18 protein-coding genes are annotated in these 16362 nt (G+C 66.9%); 9 read left to right on the forward strand and 9 right to left on the reverse strand.

Annotated features, from left to right (window positions below):
* Positions 1–22: 22 nt before the first annotated feature.
* Positions 23–2032: a threonine--tRNA ligase gene (thrS, locus tag AL755_RS12610; RefSeq protein WP_054011304.1), complete on the reverse strand. Its 2010-nt coding sequence runs from the start codon at positions 2030–2032 to the stop codon at positions 23–25.
* Between the two features lie 403 nt (positions 2033–2435).
* Between thrS and AL755_RS12615 the strand changes: the two genes are divergently transcribed.
* From AL755_RS12615 to AL755_RS12630, 4 genes are all read left to right on the forward strand, one after another.
* Entirely contained in the window at positions 2436–2942 is a 507-nt protein-coding gene (locus AL755_RS12615; RefSeq protein WP_054011305.1) for a GNAT family N-acetyltransferase, read from the forward strand.
* A gap of 118 nt (positions 2943–3060) precedes the next feature.
* A complete protein-coding gene (locus AL755_RS24040) occupies positions 3061–3432 on the forward strand; it encodes a VOC family protein (RefSeq protein ID WP_054011306.1) in 372 nt (123 codons plus the stop codon).
* Between the two features lie 165 nt (positions 3433–3597).
* Positions 3598–4893 carry an LCP family protein gene (locus tag AL755_RS12625; RefSeq protein ID WP_054011307.1) on the forward strand — a complete coding sequence of 432 codons (1296 nt, stop codon included), beginning with the start codon at positions 3598–3600 and terminating at the stop codon, positions 4891–4893.
* A 12-nt stretch (positions 4894–4905) separates the two neighbouring features.
* Positions 4906–5436, forward strand: a complete 531-nt coding sequence (locus AL755_RS12630) for a hypothetical protein (protein ID WP_054011308.1) — start codon at positions 4906–4908, stop codon at positions 5434–5436.
* Between the two features lie 16 nt (positions 5437–5452).
* Here AL755_RS12630 and AL755_RS12635 read toward each other — a convergent pair whose 3' ends face one another.
* Positions 5453–6184 carry an SOS response-associated peptidase gene (locus AL755_RS12635; RefSeq protein ID WP_082369246.1) on the reverse strand — a complete coding sequence of 244 codons (732 nt, stop codon included), beginning with the start codon at positions 6182–6184 and terminating at the stop codon, positions 5453–5455.
* Between the two features lie 102 nt (positions 6185–6286).
* On the opposite strand from AL755_RS12635, the gene AL755_RS12640 reads away from it, so the two are divergent.
* From AL755_RS12640 to AL755_RS12650, 3 genes are read left to right on the forward strand one after another with little or no spacing between them, the layout of a single operon-like run.
* Positions 6287–6544: a mycoredoxin gene (locus tag AL755_RS12640; RefSeq protein WP_054011310.1), complete on the forward strand. Its 258-nt coding sequence runs from the start codon at positions 6287–6289 to the stop codon at positions 6542–6544.
* A gap of 47 nt (positions 6545–6591) precedes the next feature.
* The gene (locus AL755_RS12645) at positions 6592–7677 is read left to right on the forward strand and encodes an S-(hydroxymethyl)mycothiol dehydrogenase (RefSeq protein WP_054011311.1); all 1086 of its coding nucleotides are present in this window, start codon (positions 6592–6594) and stop codon (positions 7675–7677) included.
* Complete coding sequence (locus AL755_RS12650; RefSeq protein WP_054011312.1) at positions 7677–8291, forward strand: MBL fold metallo-hydrolase; 615 nt, start codon at positions 7677–7679, stop codon at positions 8289–8291. The genes AL755_RS12645 and AL755_RS12650 overlap by 1 nt, the downstream gene beginning before the upstream one ends.
* Here AL755_RS12650 and AL755_RS12655 read toward each other — a convergent pair.
* From AL755_RS12655 to AL755_RS12665, 3 genes are all read right to left on the reverse strand, one after another.
* Positions 8278–9006: a lipoate--protein ligase family protein gene (locus tag AL755_RS12655; RefSeq protein ID WP_054011313.1), complete on the reverse strand. Its 729-nt coding sequence runs from the start codon at positions 9004–9006 to the stop codon at positions 8278–8280. The two genes, AL755_RS12650 and AL755_RS12655, sit on opposite strands and share 14 nt — an antisense overlap.
* Before the next feature lie 4 nt (positions 9007–9010).
* The gene (locus AL755_RS12660; protein ID WP_054011314.1) at positions 9011–9835 is read right to left on the reverse strand and encodes a thioesterase family protein; all 825 of its coding nucleotides are present in this window, start codon (positions 9833–9835) and stop codon (positions 9011–9013) included.
* Between the two features lie 80 nt (positions 9836–9915).
* The gene (locus tag AL755_RS12665; RefSeq protein ID WP_237762682.1) at positions 9916–10548 is read right to left on the reverse strand and encodes a DedA family protein; all 633 of its coding nucleotides are present in this window, start codon (positions 10546–10548) and stop codon (positions 9916–9918) included.
* Positions 10549–10700: 152 nt separating this feature from the next.
* Here AL755_RS12665 and AL755_RS12670 point away from each other — a divergent pair, with 152 nt between their 5' ends.
* Positions 10701–11939 carry an FAD-dependent oxidoreductase gene (locus tag AL755_RS12670; RefSeq protein WP_054011315.1) on the forward strand — a complete coding sequence of 413 codons (1239 nt, stop codon included), beginning with the start codon at positions 10701–10703 and terminating at the stop codon, positions 11937–11939.
* 40 nt (positions 11940–11979) lie between these two features.
* Positions 11980–13611: an AMP-binding protein gene (locus AL755_RS12675; RefSeq protein WP_054011316.1), complete on the forward strand. Its 1632-nt coding sequence runs from the start codon at positions 11980–11982 to the stop codon at positions 13609–13611.
* An 83-nt stretch (positions 13612–13694) separates the two neighbouring features.
* Here AL755_RS12675 and AL755_RS12680 read toward each other — a convergent pair whose 3' ends face one another.
* The 4 genes from AL755_RS12680 to AL755_RS12695 all read right to left on the reverse strand — a co-directional run bounded on the left by AL755_RS12680 (position 13695) and on the right by AL755_RS12695 (position 16218).
* Positions 13695–14246, reverse strand: coding sequence for an NUDIX domain-containing protein (locus AL755_RS12680; RefSeq protein ID WP_082369248.1), 552 nt, complete (start codon positions 14244–14246; stop codon positions 13695–13697).
* 42 nt (positions 14247–14288) lie between these two features.
* The gene (locus tag AL755_RS12685) at positions 14289–15485 is read right to left on the reverse strand and encodes a type II toxin-antitoxin system HipA family toxin (RefSeq protein WP_054011317.1); all 1197 of its coding nucleotides are present in this window, start codon (positions 15483–15485) and stop codon (positions 14289–14291) included.
* Positions 15482–15682: a helix-turn-helix transcriptional regulator gene (locus tag AL755_RS12690; RefSeq protein ID WP_054011318.1), complete on the reverse strand. Its 201-nt coding sequence runs from the start codon at positions 15680–15682 to the stop codon at positions 15482–15484. Before AL755_RS12690 ends, AL755_RS12685 begins: the two co-directional genes overlap by 4 nt.
* A gap of 170 nt (positions 15683–15852) precedes the next feature.
* Positions 15853–16218 (reverse strand): YciI family protein, encoded by a 366-nt coding sequence (locus tag AL755_RS12695; RefSeq protein WP_054011319.1) that lies wholly within the window; start codon positions 16216–16218, stop codon positions 15853–15855.
* Between the last annotated feature and the right edge of the window lie 144 nt (positions 16219–16362).

Raw genomic sequence — 16362 nt, forward strand, 5'->3', positions numbered from 1 at the left:
GTTTCGCGTCGCTGTCCGGGACCTAGGCGGTCCGGTTGCGGACGGCCTCGACGATCCGGGACACGGCCTCTTCAACGGGCACGCCGTTGTCCTGGCTGCCGTCACGGAAGCGGAAGGAGACCGCGTTGGCGTCGGCGTCGTCCCCGCCGGCAATCAGCACGAACGGGATCTTGTCCTTGCTGGCGGTGCGGATCTTCTTCGGGAACCTGTCGCTGGAGATGTCCACCTCGGCACGGATGCCGGCCTTCTTCAGCTGGGCGACGACGTCGTACATGTAGTCGTTGAACGCCTCGGCGACGGGGATGGCCACCACCTGGACGGGTGAGAGCCAGGCCGGGAACGCGCCGGCGTAGTGCTCGGTCAGCACGCCCATGAAGCGTTCCACGGAGCCGAACAGGGCCCGGTGGATCATGACGGGGCGCTGGCGGGTGCCGTCGGCGGCCTGGTATTCGAGCTCAAAGCGCTCGGGCAGGTTGAAGTCCAGCTGGATCGTGGACATCTGCCAGGTGCGGCCCAGCGCATCCTTGGCCTGCACGGAGATCTTGGGGCCGTAGAACGCGGCTCCACCCGGATCCGGCACCAGTTCCAGCCCGGAGGCCTGGGCAACTTCGGCCAGCGTGTTGGTGGCTTCCTCCCAGGCGTCGTCGTCGCCGACGAACTTCTCGGGGTCCTTCGTGGAGAGTTCCAGGTAGAAGTCGTCCAGGCCGTAGTCCTTCAGCAGCCCCAACACGAAGTTCAGCGTGGTGGTGAGCTCATCCTTCATCTGCTCCTTGGTGCAGTAGATGTGGGCGTCGTCCTGTGTCATGCCGCGCACGCGGGTCAGGCCGTGCACCACGCCGGACTTCTCGTAGCGGTACACGGAGCCGAACTCGAACAGGCGCAGCGGCAGTTCGCGGTAGGAACGCCCGCGGGAGCGGAAGATCAGGTTGTGCATGGGGCAGTTCATCGGCTTGAGGTAGTAGTCCTGGCCGGGCTTGCGGACGGTGCCGTCCTCGTTCAGTTCGGCGTCCACGTGCATGGGCGGGAACATGCCGTCGCGGTACCAGTCCAGGTGGCCGGACACCTCGTACAGGTGGCCCTTGGTGATGTGCGGCGTGTAGACGAACTCGTAACCGGCGTCCACGTGGCGCTGGCGGGAGTAGTCCTCCATCTCCTTGCGGATGATGCCGCCCTTGGGGTGGAAGACGGGCAGGCCGGAGCCCAGCTCGTCGGGGAAGGAGAACAGGTCAAGTTCGACGCCGAGCTTGCGGTGGTCGCGGCGCTCGGCCTCGGCGATGCGCTCCTGGTATGCCTTCAGGGCGTCCTTGGTGGGCCAGGCCGTGCCGTAGATGCGCTGCAACTGCTGGTTGGCCTGGTTGCCCAGCCAGTACGCGGCGGAGCTGCGAGTCAGGGCGAAGGCGTTGGAGATCAGCTTCGTGTTTTGCAGGTGCGGGCCGCGGCACAGATCGCACCACAAGACGTCGCCGCTCTTGCGGTCGATGTTGTCGTAGATGGTGATGTCGCCGGCGCCAACTTCGACGTTCACGCCCTCACCGGCGGCGTCGGCGTCGGAGGCCTTGCCCAGCAGTTCAAGCTTGTAGGGTTCGTTGGCCATGGCCTCGCGGGCCTCGTCCTCGGTGACCACGCGGCGGGCGAATTTTTGGTTCTGGTTGACGATCTTGAGCATCATCTTTTCAAGGGTCTTCAGATCCTCGGGCGTGAAGGGCTCGGCGACGTCGAAGTCGAAGTAGAAACCGTCGGTGATGTACGGTCCGATGCCGAGCTTGGCGTCGGGGCGCAGCTGCTGCACGGCCTGGGCCATGACGTGGGCGGTGGAGTGGCGGAGCACGTTCAGCCCGTCCGGGGAGTCAATCGTGACGCCCTCGACGACGGCGCCCTCGGCCAACGGCTGGTCCAGGTCCTTCAAAACCCCGTCAACACGGGCAACAACGACCTCGCGGCGTTCGAAGAACAGCTCCGCTCCGGTGGTGCCGGTGGCCACCGTCGTCGCTACGCCGTCGACTTGAATGGTGATCTGTGTATCCACTGGCACGGTTAACTCCTTGATTTGTCATGTACGGCTCCATGTTTAAGCAACATACGGGGGTTGCTGTGAGCCATATTGATCGTATCGGTTCGGCCGGGAAGCGACCAACCCGCCCGCGCCCTGGCAGGGAGCAGCGCACCGTCAGCGGCGCAAGGACTGCCACCACGAGTTCTCCGGCAGTTCACCGTAACGCAACCCGGCTAGTACATACATTCGAGTCGAATTAAGTGTACGCTCGCTTCACGCGGCACGAAGCCGCCAATTGGGAAGAATTTCGCAAGGTCCGGGCATGAGAACGGGACCCAATGCGTTATTTAGATAGATGTCAGCGCTGGAGACGCCTACCATGGCCTTATGGTCGGAAGGCGCACCCCGCAGCAGGCCCACAAACGATTCTAAGGAGCGTTCCATGACGGACATGGTCACCCTCATCGCTAAAACCACACCCCTTGAGCGGGAGCTTAAGACTACGTCCCGAACCGTCAAAGAATCCGACCTGCCGCGCCTCGGCGAACTGTACTTCACGGCCTACGACCCCGGACTGGCCGGCGACTCGCTGCAGGCCGCCATGGAGGACATGCAGGCGTCCCTGACGGGAAAATACGGGCAGTTCCTGCCCAACGCCTCCCATGTGGCCTTGGATGACGACGGCAAGATCGTCGCCGCGGTCCTCGTCGTTGAGCGCGCGATCGGTGACGACACTCCCGAGGCGCCCTTCATCATCGAATTGTTCACCGATCGTGACCACCGCCGCCGCGGCCTGGCCGAGGACCTGGTGCTGGCCACCATGGACACCTTGTTCAACGACGGCCAACGGGATGTGGCCCTGCGGGTGGAGGCTTCCAACTCCGCCGCACTCGCCCTGTACCTGTCCCTCGACTTCCGGCGCTGGTCACCGGAAGAAAACGACGACTGAACCCCTTCGAACTGAACCCCTTCGGTTAGGACACGCACAGTGGAGAAAAAACAGTGGATCAAAAGCTGACGTTCATTTCGCTCGGGTCAGCGACGTTGCGCGGTCCCGTGAGTTCTATGTGGACGGGCTGGGCTGGACCCCGCACCAGGAAGTGCCCGGGCAGGTCATTTTCCTCCAGGTCAACCACGGCCTGATCCTTTCGCTGTGGAACCGCGCCGGCATGGCCGCCGAGCTGGGCACGGACCCCGGCACACTGGACCCCGGCCATGGCATCGCGCCCATCACGCTGAGCCAAAACGTGGCCAGCCCCGCGGAGGTCGATGCCGTGCTTGCGCAGGCACGCCTCGCGGGCGCCGCCGTCGCCAATCCCCCGCGCCGGCAGGAATGGGGCGGGTACAGCGGCTACTTTGCCGATCCCGACGGCTTCCGCTGGGAGATCGCCTTCAACCCCACCTGGCAGGTCAACGACGACGGCCACGTCACCGTCTGAGGGCTCCGCCGCGCCACCTTGACACCGGCTGGGAATCGGCTGGGACTTTCCGCAATTACGCGTCCTTCGGGGCAATTCTCCCAGCGCCGCGTGTGAGTATGGGAGCTGCCGGCACTGGGCCGGGGCGAACAAAGCGGCTTGGGGCGCGCGGCGAGGAGCAAAGCCATGAGCCTGTACGAGCAACTGTTGACACGCGACAGCCACAGGAAGCGACGCAAGCGGATTTTCCTGAGCGTGGTGGCCGCCGTGGCGATCGTGGTCCTGGCCGTTGCCAGCTATGTGGTGTTCATCGCCGTCCGTGCCAACAACGACGTGATGCGCTCCAACGCCCTTGAGGGCCTGACGGGTGTGCCCAAGCTGGGCAAGGACACCAACATTCTGGTCATGGGGCTCGATTCCCGGGTCGACGAGAACGGCAAACCCCTTTCCGCGGCACTCTACAGTGCCCTCGACGCCGGGGATCAAAGCATCGGCGGCTACAACGCCAACGTGCTCATGCTCATCCACATCCCCGCGGACGGCGCGAAGGCGACAGCGATTTCGATCCCCCGCGACGACTACGTCCAGGTTGAGGGGATCCCCGGACAGTCCATCTCGGCCAAGATCAAGGAAGCCTACGGGTACGGGCTCGCTGCCGAGCAAACCGCATTGCTCAAGGCGGGCAAGCCCAACGACAACGCGAGCTATCAGCAGGCCCGCGAGGCCGGACGCCACGCCGAGCTGGCCACGGTCTCCGCATTTTTGGGCAGCGTCCACATAGACCACTTCGTGGAGGTCACGATGGCCGGCTTCTACCAGGTGGCCGAGGCCGTGGCACCCATCACCGTGTGCCTGAACCGTGCCACCCAGGACACGTACTCCGGCGCCGACTTCAAAAAGGGCGTCCAACAAATCGACGCCAAGCAGGCCATGGCGTTTGTCCGCCAGCGCAGGGACACCACCGACCCCAGCTACAGCTTCTCCGACCTTGACCGGGAACGGCGCCAGCAGGCCTTCATCGTCTCGGTGATCCACCAGCTCAAGCAGGCGGGCACCTTCACCGACATTCCGAAGATGGAAGGCGTGCTCAACGCCGTCAGCCACAACATCGTGGTCGACTCCGGGCTGAACCTGATCGACCTCGCCCAACAGGCCGGCTCCATCACGGGCGGCAACATCTCCTTCAGCACCCTGCCCATCACGGGCTTTGGCACCTCGCCCTCGGGCGAGTCCATCAACACCGTGGACGTCGCAAACGTCCAGGCCACCGTCAAGGAACTCCTGGCCCCTCCCAAGGCGGCCGGCACCGCGCCGGTCACGAAGGCGCCAGCCGCGGATTCGCCGTCGGTGCCGGCGCCGGCACAGGCACCGGCAAGCAAGGCCCCGACCTCCTCGACCGCCAAGCCGGCCGCCAAGGCCCCCACCGTGTACTCCGACTGGACGGGGGCGCTGCAGGGCGGCTCCATCGCCTGCGTGAAATAGGGAACCCGACTCATGATGCACATTGCCCTGGCAATACTTTTGGCCGCTGTCGTCCTCGCCGGACTGGCAAGGATCTTTACGGCGCGCACCGGGCCGGCAAGGGTCGACGGCGTGGCCGTCACCGTGGCCGCGCTGGCTCCCGCGGCGGCACTTTGGCAATGGATCGGCGGCGTTGCCCCGGCCGCGGCCCTGGGCTGCGTGGGCCTCTGGTTCCTGTGGCGGGTTGCGGCGCCGGCGGGCAAGGCCACGCCGGTGCCGGGCGGCGGGCGGGGAACGGCGGCCTACCGGCTGCTCTTTTCCGCGGCGGCGCTGTGGATCACCCTGGCCCTGCAGAGCGTCCACGAGCACGGCACGGGCGAGCTGCTGGGAAACATCCTTTTGCACACCATGGCCGGGGTGACCCTGATCTTTGCCGCTGCGGCCTGGCTTCTGGGCACCTTCGCCATGCCCGAGGGTTCGGGCGAGAAGATCCGGCCCATTCTGGGCACCCAGGAGGCCGTGGCCGCGATCGCCGTGGCCTTGTGTTTCTTCACCCTCGTCTAGGCCGGCCACCCACCGCCTAGACGATCGGCTCGATCGGCTCGATCAGTTCCGGGCCGTCATTGCGCACATTGCCCACGGCCGCACTCACCGGGTCCAGGATCCAGCCCTCGGCCACCCCGTAGGCCCGGGACAACACCAGAGCCACCAGGGTTGCGGCCTCCCCGGCGGCCGGGTCCAGCCATGCGTCCATCGTGTCCGCGTCCATGGGCACCGGCAGCCGGTCGTGCAGGGTGGCCAGTTCGCCGTCGGGCGGGGCCGGCATCGTCAGGATGGTGCAGGAGAGCAGCCACTGGTCCTCGGCCCCGTCCGCCTTGGCCGGGTCCTTCCACCATTCGTAGAGGCCCGCGAAAGTGGTCAGCGAGCCGTCCTGGCTGTGCACGAAGTACGGCTGCTTTCCCTTGCCGTCCGGCAGCTTTTTCCACTCGTAGTAGCCCTCCACGGGAACCGCGCACCGCCGGGCCTTGACGGCGGAACGGAAAGTGGGCTTGTCCAGGACGGTTTCGGTCCTGGCATTGAAGGCCCGCACGCCCACCGAGGCGTCCTTGGCCCAGCGCGGCACCAGCCCCCATTGCGCAACATGGACCTGGCGGTGCGGTTCGCCGTCGACGAGCCGTTCGAGGACGATCGGCACGTCGGTGGTGGGCGCAACGTTGTAGGAGGCCCGCAGTTCAAGGTTTGCGTCGGCCTCGGCCTCCAGCTCGGCCACCAAATCCCCCACGGTCCAGGTCATTGCGTATCGTCCACACATGCCTTCCATGGTGGCACGAACGCCACAAAGCTGGGAATACCGCCACCACCAAGTAGCGTTGTGAAGAGTACTCACCCCAAATTGACGCGTAGGAGCAAAACTGTGGAATACACCCCCGAAGCCGGCACCATCACCATGTTTTCCACCGTTTGGTGCGGATACTGCAAGCGTTTGAAGAAGCAGTTGGAGGCCAAGGGCATCGGCTACACCGAGATCAACATCGAGGAGACCCCCGGCACCGCGGAACTGGTGGAACAGCTCAACAACGGCAACCAGACCGTCCCCACCATCATTTACCCGGACGGCTCGGCCGCCACCAACCCCTCGTTGAACGACGTCATGGCTAAACTGGGCGTCTAGCCCGGCGGCCAATCGCCGGGCCCGTCGATCGCAAGGGGAGCAGACACATGGTTCACAAGGTTCAAGGCGCGGTAGTGCGCAGTGCGGGCGCGCCCGTCACCCTCGAGACCGTCCTGGTCCCGGATCCCGGACCCGGCGAAGCCCTGGTGGACATCCTCACCAGCGGTGTTTGCCACACCGACCTGCATTACAAACAAGGCGGCATCAGCGATGATTTCCCGTTCCTGCTGGGCCACGAGGCCTCGGGAGTGGTCAGCGCCGTAGGCCCGGACGTCACCAACGTGGCGCCGGGCGATCGGGTCATCCTGAACTGGCGCGCCGTTTGCGGCACCTGCCGGGCGTGCGCCAAGGGCCAGCCCCAGTACTGCTTCAACACGGCCAACGCCACACAGAAGATGACCCTCGAGGACGGTACCGTCCTCTCCCCCGCCCTGGGCATCGGCGCGTTCATTGAAAAGACGCTCGTCGCCGCCGGCCAGTGCACCAAGGTGGACGACGACGTCGATCCTGCCGCGGCGGGACTGCTGGGCTGCGGCGTCATGGCCGGGCTGGGTGCCGCCATCAACACCGGCGGGGTCAAGCGTGGGGACTCCGTGGCCGTGATCGGCTGCGGCGGAGTGGGCGCCGCAGCCATCGCCGGCGCCGCACTGGCCGGGGCCACCACGGTGATCGCCGTGGACAGGAATCCGCAAAAGCTTCTGGCCACCCGCGCTCTGGGCGCCACGCACACGGTCAACTCCGCGGAGGAGGACGCCGTGGCCGCCATCCAGAAACTCACCGGCGGGTTCGGGGCGGATGTGGTGATTGACGCCGTCGGACGCCCGGAGACGTACAAGCAGGCGTTCTATGCCCGCGACCTTGCCGGCACCGTGGTCCTGGTGGGCGTGCCCACGCCGGAGATGGTGTTGGAGCTGCCGCTGCTGGACGTGTTTGGCCGCGGCGGGTCGCTGAAGTCGTCCTGGTACGGCGACTGCCTGCCGTCCCGCGACTTCCCCCTGCTCATAGACCTGTACAAACAGGGCCGGCTGGACCTGGACGCATTCGTCACCGAACGCATCACCATCAACGACATCGAGGCCGCCTTCGCCAAAATGGCCGACGGCACCGTGCTGCGCTCCGTGGTGGTGCTCTAGTGGCGGCGCGGATCGAGCGGCTGGTCACCTCGGGCACGTTCTCGCTCGACGGCGGCACCTGGGATGTGGACAACAACGTGTGGCTGGTGGGCGACGACGCCGAGCTCCTGGTGATCGACCCGGCCCACGACCCCGCGGCGATCCTCGAGGCCGTGGGCGGGCGCACCGTGAAGGCGGTGCTGCTGACCCACGGGCACGACGACCACATCCGCTTTGCCCGGCAATTTGCCGCGCTGGCGGGCGCACCCGTGCTCATGAACCCGGCGGACCAGATGCTCTGGGACGCCGTCTACCCCGGCACCAGCCCGGACGGGCACATCAGCGACGGGGACACATTTGAGGTGGCGGGCACAACCCTGACGGCACTGCACACGCCGGGCCACTCCCCCGGCTCCACCTGCTTTTATGCCGAGTCACTGGGCACGGTTTTCACCGGGGACACCCTGTTCCAGGGCGGGCCCGGCGCCACGGGACGGTCCTTTAGCGACCACCCCACCATCGTGGCCTCCATCAGGGGGCGGTTGCTGACCCTTCCGGCGCAGACGGTGGTCAACACCGGGCACGGTGACTCCACGACGATCGCCGCGGAGGCTCCGGGCATTACGGCTCTGTAAGCAGTTCCGCATGCTGGGCGTAGGCGGCCAACACGGCCGCCTCAACGGCGTCGACGGTGACGCCGGGGACAAGGTCCTCGGCGGCACCGGCGGTGCGCGGATCCCAGTCAAGGCCCAGCGCACTGTACGTGTCCACCAGCACCTCACGGATGGGTGCGGAGTTTTCCACCACGATCACCGAGCTGAACAGCCAGGCCCCCGACACGACGCGCTGGGCGGTGCCCACGAGCTTCACGGCACCGGTCGCGCCACGGCCAAACACGCTGTATTCGCCCGGGCAGTACTCCCCCGGGATTTCCCCGACGCCGGCATCCACGCCAAGTGAGCGCAACGCCTCGGTGAACAGCTCCCCGAAAAAGCCGAACCGCGGTTTGGCGTCGGCAATGGCGTCCGCCTCGGGCTGGATGTGGTCCACCACCAGGGTGCCCTGGTGGTAGGCGGCGGCCCGGCCGCCGGCCCGCCGCACGGCGGGCACGAAGCCGCGCGCCGTCGACGCCAGGGTTGCGGCGGCGAAACCGGGGAGCCGGGTGTCCCGCTGGCCAAAGGCGACGGTGGGTTCGGGGCGGTACAGGCGCAGCATGGCCGGCCGTTTCCCGTCCCTCACCTCGGCCAGCAGGTCCAGCCCGCGATTCAGGTCGGCCCCGGCCCCGAGCGATTGGGTTTGCCGGTGAACCGAAAGTACCGGCGCCAGCAGGGCGCGTTCGTTGCTGCTCATTTTGCTAGCCTTCCTTAACTGCGGGGACGGGGCGGACGGTAAGTATTTGTTCGGACCGGCCGAACGGGCCCGTCTCGTCGTGGAGCACCGCCGACGTCAGGCCGATCCCGTCGCCGGCGAACGTCACCCGCGTTTCAAGCCCCAACCATTCCCCGACCGGTTCGCGGTGGATGTGCAGGGACAGATCGACGTTGGGGAACATGTAGCTGCCGGGACCCGGATCCACGCGGGTCGAGATCCCGTTGGCACTGTCCACGAGTCCCAGGAGGCGGACCAGCGCCGAGGTGGGTTCGCCGTCGAGCATGGAATAGGGGCTGCGCAGCCAGGTGCGGCCCCGCCCGGGCCGATGGCCGGGAGCCACCCGCCCTTCCAGGGACCTGATGAAGCCGCCGGGCCAGATCGTCATGCCGTCCCACGGTTCGGCGTCCTCGGGGCTGCCCAAGGACGCGTCCTCGCACGCCTGGACCGCCGTCGTGTCGCCGGTCTGCATGCGCCAGGCCGTGACGCGTACGGCGGGGCGGCCGTGGGCGATCAGCTCGGCCTGGACCAGTTCGATGGTCTTGCCGGGGCGCAGCATGGTGGCCTCGACGGTGAAGGGTCCGGCCGGGATCAGGCCGAGGATGTCGAAGTTGAACCGGGCCAGGCGCATGCCCTCCCGGGGCGCGAACTGCTCCAGCACGTGCACCAGCAGCCCGGATACGGGGGCCATGTGCTGTTCGTGCGGGTTCCAGGCACCCTGCGTGTGGATGGTTGACTCGAACTGGTTGCCGCCCAGGTGGCGATAGTACGACGTGGCGTCACTGGCCGTCGACAAAGTGGATTCCTGCATGCCAACGACTTTACCGGCACCCTGGCCTTGGTGTTTTCCGCGAACGACGGCGGCGGGCCCGCCGGGCCGCGCCGGGAGGCCTAGGAGTTCGGCTCGTGCGCGGCGGCGGGCGATGCTGTTGCGGGTGAGGTGGCGGGCTCCGACGGCGTGGCCAGGCGGTCGTCCGGGGCGGTTGCAGCCAGCTTCCGGCGGAGTGAGCGCCGGATTCGGCGGACCGTGAACACCGCCGCAACCGCGAGGACCAGCAGGGCAAGCAGTGCAAACGGCGATCCGGCGGCGGCCGCGACGGCGGCATCAAAGGCGGCCAGGCCGATCGTGGCGTAGATGGTGGCCCAGGCCAGCGAGCCAACCACGGTGGCCGGGATGTAGCGCCGCAGCGGCATCCGGCCCAGGCCCGCGGCCATGTTCACGGCGGTCTGCACGCCAATGGTCAAAAAGCTCACGCTGACGGCCGGGGCGCCCCACCGGGCAATGGCCTTCTCCGCCCGGAGCACGGCCTGGGAGTCGAGGTACTTTTGCATCCTGGTCTTGCGGCCGCCGGCGGCAACGCCGCGCCCGGCCCAATAGGTCGCGTTGGAGCGCAGCATCACGATGACGAACAGGATGCAAAATGCCCAAATGAACGGAAGGGAGCCGATGCTGTCCATCATGAGCGCGTGGAACCCCCTGGGGTGAAAAATAATTTGGTCACAGATTCCTGCGCCAATAGCCACTTTCCATCGTAACGAAGGCCGGCAAGGTTCCCCTAATTCTTGCGGAGTGATCCGCCCCGCACGGAGCCCCGAAGAAGGGCCCTGTCCCCGCCGCCCGCCGGGGCATAGCATCAAGGACGCACCACAGAAAAGACAATCCGGGGAGACACGTAATGACGGGACCGGCAAGGAATACCGGCTGCTGCGTGGTCGGCGGCGGACCCGCCGGCATGATGCTTGGCCTGCTGCTGGCCCGGGCCGGAGTCGACGTCACGGTCCTGGAAAAGCACGCCGACTTCTTTCGGGACTTCCGCGGCGACACGATCCACCCCTCCACCCTGGATTTGATCGACCAACTTGGCCTCCGGAGCAAGTTCCTGGCAATCCCGCAGAGCAGCATCACCACCTTGGACCTGGTGGTGGGCGGAACGCGGCTGCGACCCATCGACTTCGGCACCCTGCGCGGGCCCAACAAGCGGATTGCCCTCATGCCGCAATGGGACTTCCTGGACCTGTTGGCCGAGGCCGGCCGGGAATTGCCGAACTTCCATCTTCTGATGGGCACCGAGGCCACCGGGCTGCTCCGCAGCGGCACCACGGTTTCCGGGGTCCGGGCGCAGGGGCCGGACGGCCCGCTGGACATCGCGGCGCCCGTGACGGTTGCCGCCGACGGCCGCAGCTCCACGGTGAGGCAGGCCGCGGGCCTGCACCCGCAGGCCCGCGGCGTCCCGATCGACGTGCTGTGGTTCCGCCTCCCCACACCCCCGTCGCCGCCACCGGACACGCTGGGGTACCTGCGCAACGGGACCCTGGTCATCACCATTCCACGCATCGACTACTACCAAATGGGCATGCTGATCCCCAAAGACGGTTTCGAATCCGTCAGGGCCGGTGGCCTGGCCGCCTTCCGTGAGCGGATCCGCACCACCGCCCCCTTCCTGGCGACGACCCTTGACTCCCTGCAAGACTGGGACCAGGTGAAGCTGCTGTCCGTGCAGGTGGACCGGCTGGAGGACTGGTCGGTGCCCGGGCTGCTGTGCATTGGCGACGCGGCCCACGCCATGAGCCCCGTCTTCGGCGTCGGCGTCAACTACGCCGTCCAGGACGCCGTGGCCGCCGCCCGGTACCTGGCCCCGCCGCTGCTGGCCGGCGGCTCCACGGATGCTGCCATGGCGGCGGTGCAGCAGCGGCGCGAATGGCCCGTGCGCCTCATGCAGCCCCTGCAGCAACGGGTCCACGCGGTGATCTCCGGCGGGGCAACGGGCAGGCTAAAACAGCTGGCGCCGTGGCAGGCCCGGCTCGCCACGCTCGCCGCCAGGACTGCCCGGCCCGTGATGGCCCGCCTGGTGGGCCGCGGCTTCCGGCCGGAAACCATCCGGGGCACCGCACAGAGGCCCAAACATCGTCTGTGATTTCCCGCACATCTCCCGGTTCCGGCGCTAGCATCAAACCATGACCAACGATGTTCTCGATTCGTACACGTCCGGCATTTCCACGACTCCCCTGTTGGGCGAGACCATCGGCGGGAATTTTGCCCGTACGGCGTCGCGCTTTCCGGACCGGGAGGCGCTCGTGGACGTCGCGTCGGGCCGCCGGTGGACGTACACGCAACTCGATGCCGACGTCAACGTATTGGCGCGCGGACTGCTGGCCGCCGGCATCGAAAAAGGGACCCGGGTGGGCATTTGGGCGCCCAACGTCCCCGAGTGGGTGCTGGTGCAATACGCGACCGCGAAGATCGGCGCCATCCTCGTCAACATCAACCCGTCGTACCGGGCCCATGAACTCAAGTACGCCCTGCAGCAATCGGGCATGCGCATGGTGGTGGCGCTTCCCGAGTTCCGCGGCTCCGCCTACGAGGCCATGATCAACCAGGTCCGGCCCGAATGCCCGGAGCTGACGGACGTGGTGTACATCGGCACCGGTTCCTGGGACGCGTTGGTGGCGGGGGCCGCGGCAGTGCCGGCGGACGCCGTCGAACAGGCCCTGGCCGGGCTGGGCGCCGACGACCCCATCAACATCCAGTACACCTCGGGCACCACCGGCTTCCCCAAGGGCGCCACGCTCAGCCACCACAACATCCTCAACAACGGCTACTTCGTCACCGAGACCATCAACTTCACCGAACAGGACAGGTTGTGCGTGCCCGTGCCGTTCTACCACTGCTTCGGCATGGTCATGGGTAATCTGGGCGCCACCTCGCACGGGGCCGCCATCATCATTCCGGCGCCGGCCTTCGACCCGGCCGCCACCTTGCGCGCTGTCCAGTCGGAAAAGTGCACGGCCCTGTACGGGGTGCCCACCATGTTCATCGCCGAACAAAACCTCCCCGACTTCGCCACCTACGACCTCTCCAGCCTGCGCACCGGCATCATGGCCGGCTCGCCCTGCCCCGTGGAGGTCATGAAGCGGTGCGTGAGCGAGATGCACATGTCCGAAGTCTCCATTGCCTACGGCATGACCGAGACCTCGCCGGTGTCGATGCAGACCATGGCCGACGACGACGTCGCCCACCGCACCGAGACCGTGGGCCGGGTGCACCCGCACCTCGAGGTGAAGATCGTGGACCCCGTCACGGGGCTGACGGTGCCGCGCGGAACCCCCGGCGAATTTTGTACCCGCGGCTATTCGGTCATGCTCGGCTACTGGAACGATCCGGAAAAGACGGCCGGCGCCATCGACGCGGCCCGGTGGATGCACACCGGGGACCTGGCCGTCATGCTCGGGGACGGCTACGTCAACATTGTGGGGCGCATCAAGGACATGGTGATCCGCGGCGGCGAGAACCTGTATCCGCGCGAAATTGAGGAGTTCCTCTACCAGCACCCGGACATTGCCGACGTCCAGGTGATCGGCGTCCCGGATGAAAAGTACGGCGAGGAGCTGTGCGCCTGGCTGTTGATGAAGCCGGGGGCGGCGCCGCTGGACCAGGCGGCCGTGGCGGCGTTCTGCGAGGGCCACCTGTCCCGGCACAAGGTTCCGCGCTACGTACTCGTGGTGGACGAGTTCCCCATGACCGTCACGGGAAAGGTGCGCAAGATGGACATGCGGGCCACGACGGTGGAGCTGCTGGGGCTGGGCTAAGACCAGGAGCGGGATCCGCGGGAGTCATCGATTTTCGCGGGTGGCCTGCCACCGGCGACAATCGATGACTCCCGCGCAGATGCCTAGGAGTTGTGCAGCCGCTCGCGGAGCCCGGGCCAGGAGGCGGCAAAACCCGCATGCAGGGACCGGTTGGCAACCTCGGCCGCCGGGACCCATTCCAGGGCCAGGCTTTCCGGATCGCTGATCACGGCCTCGAAGGGCGTCACGGCACGGACGGCGACCGTAGTGTAGCTCCAGTAGCCCACATCAAAGACGGAGGTGAACAACAGTTCCACGTTCTCCGCGGGCACGCCGGCCTCCTCGCGGGCTTCCCGGAGGGCGCCGTCGACGGCGTCCTCGCCCTGGTGCAGGGCACCGCCGGGCAGTCCCCAGGTGCCGCCCTGGTGGGACCAGAGCGCCCTGTGCTGGAGCAGGACTCCGCGGCCGGCGTCGAACACCAGGAGGCCGGCCGAACCAAAGCGGCCCCAGAACTTGCCCCGATCCCCCTCAACCCAGGCGTCTCCGGGATCCCGTGGACCGCCCAGGCCTCCCGGACGAACAACGGCCGCGGCATCCCGGATGAACCGGGCCGCGGCGGCGGAATGCGTGCCTGTGTGGGAATTTTCCTGCTCCATGGATCCAACGGTACCAACACCGCACGGCCGGAGGGTTCCGGGCTAGTCCATGAACTCCGCACGCCTGAACCGCAGTTCCCGCTCCGCGCCCCGGAGCGGGGACCCGCTGAACGGCAGCTCCTCCAGCCGGATGGAACCGGCAGCGTTCAGGGCCAGCGTGTTGGCGGCTTCCGCAGCCTTCCGGGGCAACGCCAGGGAGTCCGCAAATTCCGCCCAATGCCGGCCCTTGAGGTTCTTGTACTTTCCCGCAATGGACAGGGCCATGGTGTTGTCCCCGTAGAGGAGCGTGCAGGGCACGTCGTAGATGGGGGCCATCGCGAAGGCGCCCTCCGTGCCGCCCAGGACCGAAAGGTTCTTGGCGTGAAGGTCTCCATTGCCGGTCAACCATGCGAAGACAAATTGCAGATACGCATTGCGTTTGGCCACCACGGGGGCCTGGCAGTGCGCGGCCAGGGCCATCGCAACGTCCTCGGCGGTGACGCTGTATTTCGAGGCGGGCGGCAGGCCCAGGACCTGCGTCCCGTCCTCCAGGGGCAACCGGACCCAGCTCCCGGCTGCTCCCTTGATCCGGTCGAAGCGTTCCACGAGCAGGCCGTCGAGACCGTTCCTGTCACTCATGACCCGGCTCGTCACCACGGGAATCTTCAATCCCTTGGCCCCGACCAGGTGGGCCGCCTCATTGACCACCAGGTGCGGATTCTCCGGCGGATCCAGCTTCAGCAAATAGCGCATGCCGCGCAGGGACAGGGGCGTGGTCAGCATGGATGCACTGGCCTTGTCCTGGACGCCCGGCAGGCCGTGCAGGTCCACGGAATTCGCCAGCGCCGCGAAGTCCAGCTCCTCCGGACGCGAGGTGTCCGCCAGCGGCTCCGGTTCGGCGGGCACAGCCCCTGCCGGGACCACTTGGACGTCGCCGGGTACGTCGGCGCCAACGGCCAGCAGGAGCGAGAGTTCGTCGTCGAGGCTTGTCTTGGCCGCATTCTTCAGGACCGTCAGCCGGTGTCCCTCGGGCAGAAGGCCCGCAAAGAAAGGCGGCAGGGCCCCGTTCCGGGTCTCGACCGCCGCCGCGGACAGGGGCAGCGAGAACGCCACGGGCGGTTTCCCGCCGGCAACGTAGTCGTCACGGTAGGCAAAGCGCACACCGCCCTGGTCGGTGCGCGCAAGGTGGCCCGCCAAGGCTCCGCCTTTGTAGACGTCCGCTTCGCGAATGAGCTTGAGGTGCTGGAGGTCATCCGTCATCGGGTGACCGTCAGGCGAAGCCCCAGGACATTGGCCGCAGCCGCCACGGCGCGCAGGGACGGATTTCCAGTTCCTGTTTCAATGGCGCGAATGGTCCGCTCCGAGGTTTCGGCGAGGTTGGCCAGGTCCTCTTGGGTGAGGCCTGCTTCCTTCCGGGCGGCGCGGATACCGGCGGCAACTGCTGAAACACTCTCCACGACACTCCTCCAGGCGGCAAGATCATGCCGATTGCGGCATTCATACCTGCAATCCTGCACCATTTTTTAGTTTTCGGCAATATGCTGCCGAAAGGAGCAACCCCAGAGGTTTTCGGCGTGCCCGAGACGGCAACCGGCAAGATAGTGCCGCTCGGGCGGGTTCTCGTAGCTCAGGCGGGCTCCTCCTGGAAGGCCCGGACTTCCACCCGCCCCGCACACGCCTTGGACGCTTCCTTGGCCCAGCCAAGTGCGGCATCGAGGTCGCGGGCTTCGATGACCCAAAGGCCACCCAGGTACTCCCGGGATTCGATATGGGGTCCTTCGGTCACCACGGGCGTGGCGCCGGTGTTGTCGACGGTGGTGGCGGTCTGGATGGGATGCAGGCCGCCGGCGAAAACCCAGGCGCCTTCGGCCTGGAGTTTCTTGTTGAATGCGTCGACCGCGGCAATGATCGGCTGGATGATTGCCGGATCCATGGTTTCCATGGTGGGAGCCTCGGCCGTGTCGTGGCCAACCGAGATCATGTACTGCGTCATTTTTGTTTCTCCTGCCGGGCGTCGATTGGGCGGTTCCCTGCCACCTTACCCACGCGTCCCCGCCCACCGACAGGGGGTGGCCGGCCAATTCATGGCAAACCCGGAAACAAGAAATGCGCGCAACCCGACCAAACCGGTCGGGTT

Origin of the sequence: Arthrobacter sp. ERGS1:01, assembly GCF_001281315.1 — a bacterium.
GTDB lineage: Bacteria > Actinomycetota > Actinomycetes > Actinomycetales > Micrococcaceae > Specibacter.

Bases quoted from the DNA above. Each gene is read 5' to 3' on its own strand.
- AL755_RS12615 (WP_054011305.1), top strand. From the start codon at position 2,436: ATGACGGACATGGTCACCCTCATCGCTAAAACCACACCCCTTGAGCGG.
- AL755_RS12625 (WP_054011307.1), top strand. From the start codon at position 3,598: ATGAGCCTGTACGAGCAACTGTTGACACGCGACAGCCACAGGAAGCGA.
- AL755_RS12630 (WP_054011308.1), top strand. From the start codon at position 4,906: ATGATGCACATTGCCCTGGCAATACTTTTGGCCGCTGTCGTCCTCGCC.
- AL755_RS12635 (WP_082369246.1), bottom strand. From the start codon at position 6,184: ATGTGTGGACGATACGCAATGACCTGGACCGTGGGGGATTTGGTGGCC.
- AL755_RS12645 (WP_054011311.1), top strand. From the start codon at position 6,592: ATGGTTCACAAGGTTCAAGGCGCGGTAGTGCGCAGTGCGGGCGCGCCC.
- AL755_RS12655 (WP_054011313.1), bottom strand. From the start codon at position 9,006: ATGAGCAGCAACGAACGCGCCCTGCTGGCGCCGGTACTTTCGGTTCAC.
- AL755_RS12660 (WP_054011314.1), bottom strand. From the start codon at position 9,835: ATGCAGGAATCCACTTTGTCGACGGCCAGTGACGCCACGTCGTACTAT.
- AL755_RS12670 (WP_054011315.1), top strand. From the start codon at position 10,701: ATGACGGGACCGGCAAGGAATACCGGCTGCTGCGTGGTCGGCGGCGGA.
- AL755_RS12675 (WP_054011316.1), top strand. From the start codon at position 11,980: ATGACCAACGATGTTCTCGATTCGTACACGTCCGGCATTTCCACGACT.
- AL755_RS12680 (WP_082369248.1), bottom strand. From the start codon at position 14,246: ATGGAGCAGGAAAATTCCCACACAGGCACGCATTCCGCCGCCGCGGCC.
- AL755_RS12685 (WP_054011317.1), bottom strand. From the start codon at position 15,485: ATGACGGATGACCTCCAGCACCTCAAGCTCATTCGCGAAGCGGACGTC.
- AL755_RS12695 (WP_054011319.1), bottom strand. From the start codon at position 16,218: ATGACGCAGTACATGATCTCGGTTGGCCACGACACGGCCGAGGCTCCC.